At 42.1% G+C, this 10,864-nt stretch carries 11 protein-coding genes and 1 pseudogene; 3 read left to right on the top strand and 9 right to left on the bottom strand.

Features of this window, described 5'->3' with window-relative positions:
• Positions 1 to 19: 19 nt before the first annotated feature.
• The 8 genes from HT708_RS08090 to cdaA form a co-directional block, all read right to left on the bottom strand.
• Positions 20 to 1,891, bottom strand: coding sequence for an ABC-F family ATP-binding cassette domain-containing protein (locus tag HT708_RS08090; RefSeq protein ID WP_172926243.1), 1,872 nt, complete (start codon positions 1,889 to 1,891; stop codon positions 20 to 22).
• Positions 1,888 to 3,087, bottom strand: a complete 1,200-nt coding sequence (locus tag HT708_RS08085) for a CCA tRNA nucleotidyltransferase (protein ID WP_078374274.1) — start codon at positions 3,085 to 3,087, stop codon at positions 1,888 to 1,890. Before HT708_RS08085 ends, HT708_RS08090 begins: the two co-directional genes overlap by 4 nt.
• Positions 3,084 to 3,851: a 4-hydroxy-tetrahydrodipicolinate reductase gene (gene dapB, locus HT708_RS08080; protein ID WP_000027869.1), complete on the bottom strand. Its 768-nt coding sequence runs from the start codon at positions 3,849 to 3,851 to the stop codon at positions 3,084 to 3,086. The genes HT708_RS08085 and dapB overlap by 4 nt, the downstream gene beginning before the upstream one ends.
• Positions 3,852 to 4,127: 276 nt before the next feature.
• On the bottom strand, positions 4,128 to 4,976 hold the full coding sequence (locus tag HT708_RS08075; protein ID WP_000762177.1) for a DegV family protein: 849 nt from the start codon (positions 4,974 to 4,976) through the stop codon (positions 4,128 to 4,130).
• Position 4,977: 1 nt separating this feature from the next.
• A complete protein-coding gene (locus tag HT708_RS08070) occupies positions 4,978 to 5,352 on the bottom strand; it encodes a DUF1149 family protein (RefSeq protein ID WP_001050094.1) in 375 nt (124 codons plus the stop codon).
• A 73-nt stretch (positions 5,353 to 5,425) separates the two neighbouring features.
• On the bottom strand, positions 5,426 to 6,778 hold the full coding sequence (gene glmM / locus HT708_RS08065) for a phosphoglucosamine mutase (RefSeq protein ID WP_050207911.1): 1,353 nt from the start codon (positions 6,776 to 6,778) through the stop codon (positions 5,426 to 5,428).
• A 25-nt stretch (positions 6,779 to 6,803) separates the two neighbouring features.
• Positions 6,804 to 7,583, bottom strand: coding sequence for a CdaR family protein (locus HT708_RS08060; protein ID WP_172926242.1), 780 nt, complete (start codon positions 7,581 to 7,583; stop codon positions 6,804 to 6,806).
• Entirely contained in the window at positions 7,570 to 8,427 is an 858-nt protein-coding gene (gene cdaA / locus HT708_RS08055) for a diadenylate cyclase CdaA (protein ID WP_050251552.1), read from the bottom strand. The genes HT708_RS08060 and cdaA overlap by 14 nt, the downstream gene beginning before the upstream one ends.
• A gap of 135 nt (positions 8,428 to 8,562) precedes the next feature.
• Here cdaA and HT708_RS08050 point away from each other — a divergent pair, with 135 nt between their 5' ends.
• The 3 genes from HT708_RS08050 to HT708_RS08040 all read left to right on the top strand — a co-directional run bounded on the left by HT708_RS08050 (position 8,563) and on the right by HT708_RS08040 (position 10,273).
• Positions 8,563 to 9,531, top strand: a complete 969-nt coding sequence (locus tag HT708_RS08050) for an NAD(P)/FAD-dependent oxidoreductase (RefSeq protein ID WP_000080999.1) — start codon at positions 8,563 to 8,565, stop codon at positions 9,529 to 9,531.
• Positions 9,532 to 9,802: 271 nt separating this feature from the next.
• Positions 9,803 to 9,952, top strand: a complete 150-nt coding sequence (locus HT708_RS08045; protein ID WP_001030863.1) for a hypothetical protein — start codon at positions 9,803 to 9,805, stop codon at positions 9,950 to 9,952.
• 141 nt (positions 9,953 to 10,093) lie between these two features.
• Complete coding sequence (locus HT708_RS08040) at positions 10,094 to 10,273, top strand: hypothetical protein (protein ID WP_001233346.1); 180 nt, start codon at positions 10,094 to 10,096, stop codon at positions 10,271 to 10,273.
• A 205-nt stretch (positions 10,274 to 10,478) separates the two neighbouring features.
• Here HT708_RS08040 and HT708_RS08035 read toward each other — a convergent pair.
• Positions 10,479 to 10,864 (bottom strand): annotated as a pseudogene (locus HT708_RS08035) (N-acetylmuramoyl-L-alanine amidase family protein); the annotation flags it as partial.

The following is a 10,864-nucleotide window of genomic DNA, read 5'->3' as shown; positions in this document are numbered from 1 at the left end:
ACAGGATTTTTCTATTCTTCTAGCTATCAAAGTCACTTAGATATTCATAGCGTTCGTATTTTTCAAGGAGTGCTTCGTTTTTCTCGTCCAATTCTTTTTGGAGAGTAGCCAGCTTACCAAAGTCAGAACCATTGGCCTGCATTTCCTCTTCAATAGCAACGATACGATTTTCCAAGGCTTCAATATCGCCTTCAATGCTTGCCCACTCCTGCTTTTCTTGGTAGGTCATGCGTTTCTTGTCTTCACGAACCTTGACCACTTTCTCCTTTTCGGCCTTTTGCACTTGATTGGCCATCTCTGTTTCAAAGGCTTTTTCATCAAGGTAATCAGTGTAATGACCAAAGAAAGGACGAATCTTACCATCTTCAAAAGCCAGAATCTTGGTCGCTACCTTATCCAAGAAATAGCGGTCATGGCTAACTGTCAAGACAGGCCCTGCAAAGCCTTGCAAGAAATTCTCCAAAACTGTAAGAGTAGCAATGTCCAGGTCATTGGTTGGCTCGTCCAAGAGGAGAACATTTGGTTTTTCCAAGAGCAATTTGAGGAGATAAAGACGCTTTTTCTCTCCACCTGACAATTTCTCAATCAAGGTTCCATGCGTTGAACGTGGGAAGAGGAACTGCTCCAGCAACTCTGCAATCGAAGTCGTAGAACCACCGCTGGTCTTGACTTCTTCTGCTACTTCCTGCAGGTAATTGATCACTCGCTTGCTCTCATCCAAGCCCTCAATTTGCTGAGAGAAATAGGCGATGCGAACAGTTTCCCCTATCACAACTTGACCTGCTGTCGGCTCAAGACTTCCTGCAATCAAGTTGAGGAGGGTTGATTTCCCAACACCGTTGTTCCCAACAATTCCAATACGATCTTTAGCCTGCACCAAGAGATTAAAATCTTGCAAAATAGGCTTGTTTTCATAGGCAAAGGAAACATCCTGAAACTCGATGACTTTCTTCCCAATCCGACTGGTTTCAAAGTTCATGGTCAAGTCTGTTTCAGCAACGCCACCTGAAACTTCTTTCTTCAAATCGTGGAAACGATTGATACGAGCCTGCTGCTTGGTCGCACGCGCCTGCGGTTGTCTACGCATCCAGGCCAATTCTTGCTTATAAAGTTGTTCCTTTTTGTGGAGAAGAGCCGCATCGCGCTCATCCTGTTCCGCCTTGAGGCGAACATAGTCCTGATAATTGCCCTGATACTCGGTCAAGCCTGCTCGATCCAACTCGAAAATACGTGTTGACAAAGCGTCTAGGAAATAACGGTCGTGGGTAATAAAAAGAACCGTCTTCTTAGAATTTTTCAAAAAGAGGGTCAGCCACTCAATAGTCGCAATGTCCAGATGGTTGGTCGGCTCATCCAGCAGCAAGAGGTCGTGGTTGCCAAGAAGAACTTGCGCCAACTGAACCCGTCTTCTTAGACCACCTGACAATTCCCCAACTGGAGTAGATAAATCCTGAATCCCCAGCTTGCTAAGAACCGTCTTGACCTGACTCTCGATTTCCCAAGCTTGGAGAGAGTCCATTTCTGCCATGATACGTTCCAAACGCGCCTGCTTGTCCTCACTATAGTTGAGCATGATCAACTCATACTCACGAATAAGCTGGATTTCCTTGAGGTCGCTGGAGAGAACCGTATCCAAAACTGTCTTTCTATCATCAAAATCAGGATCTTGGGTCAAGTAACCAATTTGGTAATCATTCTTAGCTGAAAAAGGACTAACATCCCCATCAAATCCAGAAACACCAGAAAGAACATCTAAAAGGGTGGTCTTACCAGTCCCATTGACACCAATCAGACCGATTCTGTCTAGGTCATGGATGATAAAGGAAATATCCTTAAAAACGGTCTTGTCACCGACGGATTTACTTAGTTTTTCAACGATAAAATCACTCATTTTTTCTCCCTCAGATAAGCATGGATGGCTTGACGGTCATTTTCCAATTCTCCATCGACAATGGCATACTCAATCTCTGTTAAAATCTCTCCCAAGTCTGGTCCCGGCTGATAACCATATTCCTTGATCAAAATGCCACCATTAATCTGAATTTCTTTCTTGTCATGAATGGTCAAACTCTGATAGGTTTCTGTTATGACTTGTGGGTTGACTGGTTTTCCCTGGGTCTGACGAAGATTTTCAGCCTGTAAAAGCAACTCCAAGTCAAAGCGATAACAATCGCGCTTGCTCAATTCTCCCTTTTCACGCAAGGCCAAAATAGTCAGCAAATCCTGAACTTGCTTGGCAAACTGACGTGAGGTCTTCCAAGCTTTCAAAAATGGCTGCGCATTTTCAATCTCCAAAGCCCACAGTAGAGCCGCCCAAGCTTGCTCTGAAGATTCAAAGGTGAAATCAGTCTCTAAATCAAACAGTCTGTTAAGTTTGTCTTGGCTAGATGCCAGATCAGGGAGATAGTCATAAGCTTGACTCTCAATCATGGAAGCCAAGCCCCTTCTCCAAAATGGAGCCAGCAAGAGTTTATCAAACTCAACGAAGATACGCTCCACAGAAATTTTCTCCAAAAGTGGCGTCAATGTCTTCATAGCTTTAAAGGTTTCTGGCTCAAGTTCAAAGCCAAGACTAGCCTGAAAACGGAAACCACGCATAATTCGTAGAGCATCTTCGTTGAAACGCTCACTAGCCACTCCAACCGCTCGTAAGACTTGCTTTTCCAAATCTTCTAAACCATGAAACAAGTCAATGATTTCCCCTGTCTCGTCCAAGGCAAAGGCATTGACTGTAAAATCACGGCGCTTAAGGTCTTCTTCTAGCGAGCGAACAAAAGAAACCGCACTGGGTCTGCGATAGTCCACATAGACATCCTCTGTCCGAAAGGTGGTTACCTCATACTCCTCATCCCCATCTAAGACCAAGACGGTTCCATGCTCGATTCCGATATCGGCTGTTCGCGGAAAAATCTGCTTGGTCTCTTCTGGATAAGAAGACGTCGCAATATCCACATCATGGATAGGGCGATTGAGAAGGGCATCTCGAACAGAACCTCCAACAAAATAGGCCTCAAAACCTGCTTCTTTAATTTTTTCTAATACTGGTAAAGCCTTCTGAAATTCAGAAGGCATTTGCGTTAATCTCATAATAAGTGTTCTAATCCATAGACAAGCTCATGACGCTTGACAACTTCTTTAATTCCCAAATTCACCCCTGTCATGAAGGAGCTGCGATCATAGGAGTCATGACGGAGCGTCAATCCTTCTCCCTGATTGCCAAAGATGACTTCCTGATGGGCTACCAAGCCTGGTAAACGAACTGAGTGAATCCGCATGCCATCAAAGTCAGCACCACGGGCACCTGCAATCAATTCTTCCTCATCAGGCGCACCTTGCTGAATAGACTCTCGAACTTCTGCCATTAACTCAGCCGTTTTAATAGCTGTTCCACTCGGAGCATCCTTTTTCTTGTCATGATGGAGCTCGATAATCTCCACATTGGGGAAATATTTAGCAGCCTGCCTTGCAAATTGCATAAGCAAGACAGCACCCAAGGCAAAATTTGGAGCGATCAAGCCACCCAAATCTTGGGCACGAGAAAATACTTTTAGCTCTGTAATTTCTTCACTCGTGAAACCAGTCGTTCCAACTACTGGAGCAAAGCCATTTTCAAGAGCAAAGCGTGTATTTTCATAGGCAACAGCTGGAGTTGTAAAATCTACCCAAACATCCGCTTCAAAGCCTGCTAAATCAGCCTTATCCTTGAAAACAGGAATTCCCTGCCATTCTGACTCAGACTCAAAAGGATCCAAAACTGCTACCAAGTCCAAGTCTGGATCAGCCAAGACCATCTGACAAGCAGCTTGACCCATCTTTCCCTTAAAACCAGCAATAATTACTCGAATACTCATCTCTACTCCTGTCTAAGATACAAGGCCTGTAAGAACACAAAGTGAAAATAGGAATTCTGATCAAGAAGTGTCTACTCCTTGGAAGAACTATCTTTTTCACACAGGGTCCCAGGCGTGTTCAATTATCAAGATACAAAGGACCTTAGCTGCCCATGAAAAATAGGGAATGACGCTGACTTGCCACGAAAGGCAAGACAGGCATCTTTTTTCAAGAGGCAGGTAGTCCGTGTTCAATTGCTAAGATACAAGGCATCTTAACTAGTCTAAAAGTGCCAACTAAATCACTGGAATATAACCTAGAGCAATACTTCCTGCTCCTAGGTGGGTTCCAATGACACTACCAAATGTAGCTAGTGAAATATCCGTACCCACTCCAGATTCAATCAAGTGGTGACGCAATTCTTCAGCCTTTTCAGGAGCATTCCCATGAATGACAATGACCCGATATTGGCCTGAAGCCGTTGTTTCCTTGATGATTTCAATCAAGCGCTTGGTTGCTTTCTTTTCCGTACGAACTTTTTCGTAAACTTCAATCACACCTTGATCGTTAAAATAAAGGATTGGCTTAATGCTAAGCAAATTGCCCAAAATGGCAGCCCCATTTGAAAGGCGCCCACCTTTTACCAAATGATCCAGGTCATCTACCATGATAAAAGCTGACGTACGGCTGATTTGAATAGCTAGCTTATCCTGAATGATAGCAAAATCATCGCCCTGATCTCGCCAGTTAAAGACGCTTTCAACCATGATGCCTAGGGGAGCGCTTGTAATCAAAGTGTCTGGGAAAGCAATGGTTAAACCTTCATAGTCATCCACCATATACTGAATATTTTGGTAAAAACCTGAAATTCCAGAAGATAGGAACAGCCCCAAGGCATGTGTATAACCTTGTTCTTTGAGCGAAGTTAAGATCTCATCTAACTTGGCAATACTTGGTTGACTGGTCTTAGGCAATTCAGAAGCCTGAGCCATTTTTGGGTAAAATTCCTCAGCAGTCAGATTGATGCCTTCGACATACTCCTCACCATCAATATTGACAGGAATATCCAAGACATACAAATCTTCTCTTTGCAAGGTCTCTGCACTGAGATAGGCAGAAGAATCTGTGATAACAGCTAGTTTCATATTAGAACTCCAAATTGATTCCTGGTAAGTCTAATGCAATTTCAGTTACTTCGTAAGTCAAACGGTTGAGCATATTCAAACATGGACGAGCCAAAGTTTCCACTTCTTCTTGGCTCAATTCACTTGGTTCATTGACAATACGGCCATCGATATGATTTACCTGTGAAATGGTTCCACTGATGACAAACTTATCAAATACAATCATAAATGTCAAGATGACAATCAAGGAAGTCACTTGATTTTCTTGATTATGTTGGAGCAATTGGAAGTTCACATCCACCTTAGTTTCAGGAGCTCCATTTTCATTTTCCCATTCAAAATTACGCGCATCAAAATGATACTGACTAACAAATTCTTGTTCACGTTTAAGATTCATATCTTTCTCCCTCGGCTACAATATTATAAGCTATTGTACCATAATTTTTTATTTTCATCTAGTTTTCTAAGTTTTAGTCCATCCCAATTTCAGCTCGAACTACGTCTGCGATGGTATCAACATAGTAGTCAACTTCTTCTGTGGTAGGCGCTTCTGCCATAACACGCAAGAGGGGCTCTGTTCCACTTGGGCGTACTAAGATACGACCATTCCCTGCCATTTCTTCTTCCATCTTCTCGATGATAGCCTTGATAGCTGGCACTTCCATAGCCTTTTCCTTCACGGCATTTTCCACTCGGATATTGACTAATTTTTGTGGATAGATGGTTACTTCTGCTGCCAACTCTGACAAGCTCTTACCAGTTTCCTTCATGATTTTTGTCAATTGGACAGCGGATAATTGACCATCACCTGTTGTATTGTAGTCCATCAAGATAACGTGCCCAGATTGTTCACCACCGAGGTTGTAGCCTGATTTTCGCATTTCTTCAACAACGTAGCGGTCGCCAACTGCAGTGACTACCTTGTTAATACCTTCGCGATCCAAGGCCTTGTGGAAACCAAGGTTAGACATAACAGTTGTCACAATTGTATTTTGAGCCAATTGTCCTTTTTCAGAAAGGTATTTCCCAATGATGTACATAATCTTGTCACCATCGACGATGTCGCCATTTTCATCAACAGCAATCAAACGGTCACTGTCTCCATCAAAGGCCAAACCAATAGCTGAGCCGCTTTCTTTGACCACTTCTTGAAGGGTTTCTAGGTGGGTTGAACCAACATTAAGGTTGATGTTAAGACCATCTGGTGTTTCCCCTATAACAGTCAACTGAGCACCAAGGTCTGCAAAGATTTGACGGGCACTTGTAGAAGCTGCACCATTAGCTGTATCCAAGGCAACCTTCATTCCTTCAAGAGAAGTTCCAGTTGAAACAAGGTAGCCTTCATACTTACGCAAGCCTTCTGGATAATCTACCAAAGTTCCCAAGCCTTCTGCACTTGGACGAGGAAGAGTGTCTTCCGCAGCATCTAGCAAGGCTTCAATTTCTGCTTCTTTTTCGTCATCTAGTTTGAAGCCATCACCGCCAAAGAACTTGATTCCATTATCAAGGGCTGGGTTGTGGCTAGCAGAAATCATGACACCGGCGCTTGCTCCCTCAGTTTTTACCAAGTAAGCTACTGCTGGTGTCGCCAGAACACCTAGTTTGTATACGTGAATTCCTACAGATAGAAGACCAGCTACCAAGGCAGATTCTAGCATTTCCCCTGAAATACGTGTGTCACGTCCTATAAAGACTTTCGGTGCTTCCGTTTCATGTTGACTAAGAACATAGCCTCCAAAACGTCCTAGCTTAAAAGCTAATTCTGGAGTAAGTTCTACATTAGCTTCTCCACGGACTCCATCAGTCCCAAAATATTTACCCATTTTTATAAAATCCTTTTTTCTATTTTTAATTCGTTTTTGAACTAGTTGCTTTCGTTGACGAAAATGTCTCCGATGAACTGCTTGTAGTTGAATTTGATGTGCTTGAACTTGGTGCTGCTGGTTTTGTAGTTACCTTCATTGTTGTATCAAAGGGAGTGATAACTGTCGGTAAGACAACACCATTGCGGTCGATTGCCTGCAAAGGTACTGAACCACTGTAATTACCTGTTATGTGTTCGCTAGTTGGCAAGACAGCGATAATCTTATCAATTCTATCCAATGTCTCTTGATCACTCGTAATCGACACTTCTTCATCTGACACCGTGACATTTTCAATCTGTACCCGACTATCAATTTGACTAGGGTCAATCTCTGGTACAACCTTTACCTTATCCTTCTGAGCCTTCTTCCCAATCTTGACTGTAATTTTTTGCGGAGTCGCCACAGCGGTCAGCCCATTGGGTAAATCTTCAATGCTCAAAGGAACTTCAATCGTTCCAACACTGGCATCTGTTAGGTCAGCAGTAACCTTGAATTTACGTGTGCTTTCTTGCATTTCACTAGCTAGCGATAGGCGATTTGCACCAGTCAAGACCACTGAGACTTCTGAAGCAAAACCGCTAATAAAATACTCATCACTATTATAGCGTATGTCAATAGGAACATTTGTTACTGTATTCGTATAGGTTTCCGTTTTTACCTGCCTAGCACTGGTACTGTTTTGAAAATTCGTCGCCGTAGCATAGACAAATAAGACACAAGCAAAAAAGAGTGAGGATATGATATATAAACTATTTTTTTTCATGTTTCCATCCTCCTAGCAATCGTTCTTTAAAACTAAGACCCGCTTCCTCTTTTGGAAGTAAGATTTCACGTAATTCTGTTTCAAATTCATCAAGTGTTAGGTTGTGCTTAAACCTTCCATTATAGGTTATCGAAATTCCTCCCGTTTCCTCTGATACGACAAAAGTCAAGGCATCTGAGACTTCTGATAAACCGATAGCCGCCCGGTGTCTGGTCCCAAATTCCTTGGAAATCCCTGTGTTTTTTGTCAAGGGCAGATAGGCAGACGTCACAGCGATACGTTCTTCTTTGATAATCACCGCACCATCATGTAGGGGAGTGTTGGGAATAAAAATGTTAATGAGAAGTTCTGCAGAAATCTTAGCATCCAAGGGAATTCCTGTCGAAATATACTCCTGCAAGGTACGTACACGCTGAATAGCAACCAAGGCCCCGATTTTACGAGGACTCATGTATTCAACAGACTTAACAAAGGCACGAATCATCTGTTCCTCAGCACTAATAGGGGCATTGGAAAAGAAATCTGTCGCTCTTCCCAAACGTTCCAAACCAGTCCGAATCTCTGGAGAGAAGATAACAACCGCCGCAATAACTCCATAAGTAATAATTTGATTGATTAACCAAGAAATCGTAGTCAAACCAATCATATTTGCAAGGATTTGAGCTAAAATAAACACCAAAACTCCACGTACCAAAATCATAATCTTGGTTCCTGCAATAGCTTTTGTAAAATGGTATAAAATATAAGCAACAATCAAAATATCAATCAGATTGATAGCTATCGTCCATGGACTTGCAAACAAACTGGTCCAATATTGCAGATTGGATAATTGTTGAAAATTCATCCCTGATATCCTCCCTATCAAAACACTTTCGTCCTATTATACCATTTTCTGGCATTTTTTTCCCTATCCTAGTCCATTTTACATTGAACAAAAATATGATAAAATAAACTGACTAGAAAAAACAAAGGAGAAACTATGTCTCAACTCTATGATATTACCATTGTGGGTGGTGGTCCTGTCGGGCTTTTTGCAGCCTTTTATGCCCACCTACGCCAAGCCAAGGTTCAAATCATCGACTCTCTTCCCCAGCTAGGTGGACAACCTGCTATTCTCTACCCTGAAAAGGAAATCCTAGACGTACCAGGCTTCCCAAACCTGACTGGAGAAGAGTTGACTAACCGCTTGATTGAACAGCTAAATGGATTTGATACCCCTATTCATCTCAATGAAACGGTTCTTGAGATTGACAAACAAGAAGAAGAATTTGCCATCACAACTTCTAAAGGAAGTCACCTGACTAAAACAGTTATCATCGCTATGGGTGGCGGTGCCTTCAAACCACGTCCGCTGGAACTTGAAGGGGTTGAGGGCTATGAAAATATCCACTACCACGTTTCTAACATTCAGCAATACGCTGGTAAGAAAGTGACGATTCTTGGTGGGGGAGACTCGGCTGTGGATTGGGCTTTGGCTTTTGAAAAAATCGCACCAACTACCCTTGTTCACCGCAGAGATAATTTCCGTGCCTTGGAACACAGTGTTCAAGCCTTGCAAGAATCATCTGTAACCATCAAGACACCATTCGCCCCTGGCCAACTCCTTGGAAATGGAAAAACACTTGATAAACTTGAAATCACAAAAGTCAAATCTGATGAAACTGAAACCATTGACCTAGACCACCTCTTTGTCAACTATGGTTTCAAATCTTCTGTCGGTAACCTTAAAAACTGGGGGCTCGACCTCAACCGTCACAAGATTATCGTCAACAGCAAACAAGAATCCAGCCAAGCAGGTATCTATGCTATCGGTGACTGCTGCTACTATGACGGAAAAATTGATCTGATTGCGACAGGCCTCGGAGAAGCTCCAACTGCTGTCAACAACGCTATCAACTACATTGACCCTGAACAAAAAGTACAACCAAAACACTCTACCAGTTTATAAAAAAGAACCACGAGTCACATAGGATTCGTGGTTTTATAATTCATCGGCTTTTACAAATACCTTTACATCGTTTTACTATATCTTACAATACCTTTTAAAATAGCTATATTTTGAGCTTTTAAATAAATGTTTTTACATCATTTTACAGAGATTTACGACACTTTTGCCCCTTTTTTGCCCCCTGTTTTTTTAAAAAACTTCATCAAAACTCTTGACTTTCTCGGTATGCCGTGATATAATATAATCAAGATAAGGAAAGGGGGTGATGAAATTGAACAAAGAAGATTGGCTTAGGTTACTTGAAAAGGCAATAGACAATATTCCTGAAACGGTAACTGCTATCGCAAGTCTAGTGACCGCAATAACGGTCGCAAGGCAAAACAAAAAGCGTAAACCGAAATCCCGTCAAAGAAAAAGGTAAACGCTAAGAGGTTGGGGCGAAAGCCCCTCACACCTCTATTTTATCAAATGAAAAGAGGAAATGCAATGGTCAGCGCAATAGCTATTTTTATAATTGCAATCAATGTATATATTTATCTAAAAAACAAAAAGGACAAATAAGATGAGAAAAGTTATTCAAGAATTGCTAGACAGTTCGATGTCTACATCTACTATTTCGCAAGGTGCTGGAGTTCCATGGACTACTGTTTCTGATCTCAGAAAAGGAAAAACAAGCATGGACAAAATGGCACTTCTCACAGCGGAAAAACTTTATGAATTTGCTACAACTGATAAGCAGTGATTTCGGTCACTGTTTTTTATTTTTAACAAAACACCGTTTTTGACAATAATACACCACGATTTCCTCTCCATATTCTTCATGTAAACGCTTTTTTGAACAATAGGATTGTGATTTTGCTTTCTAATCGTTCAAAATGTGTGTTTTTGTAAAATAAAAAAACCGCAAGCCTGAGCCTGCGGTTGGTGTAATCTATTTTGAAGCCTTTCTATTTAGTCGTAATCAAGCCGTCTGGCTCAACTGTGAACTCTGGCTTGTCTGCCATTGTTCCGTCTGCATTGAGGTAGTACCATCCTGTTCCGTCTGCGGACTGGATAAAGGCATTTGATACCATGGCACCTTCTTTACCGTCAAGATAATACCAAGTCTCCTTGTACTTGACCCATCCTGTCTTCATAGCGCCCTCTACGTCGAAATAATACCACTTCTCAGCGATTTTCTTCCAGCCTGTCGCCATTTCGCCTGAGTTATCAAACCAGTACCAGTTGCCGTCTGTGTGCTTCTTCCAGCGGTCTGCAAGCATGTAGCCTGAGCCGTCGAAGTAATACCAGGTTCCATTGATTTTCTCAAACTTATCTTTTGGATAAGAGCCGT

Origin of the sequence: Streptococcus sp. 3613, from assembly GCF_013277375.1 — a bacterium.
GTDB classification, from domain to species: Bacteria; Bacillota; Bacilli; order Lactobacillales; family Streptococcaceae; genus Streptococcus; species Streptococcus pseudopneumoniae.
Note: the sequence above shows the minus strand (reverse complement) of the source record. Positions and strands in the feature narration are given on the sequence as shown.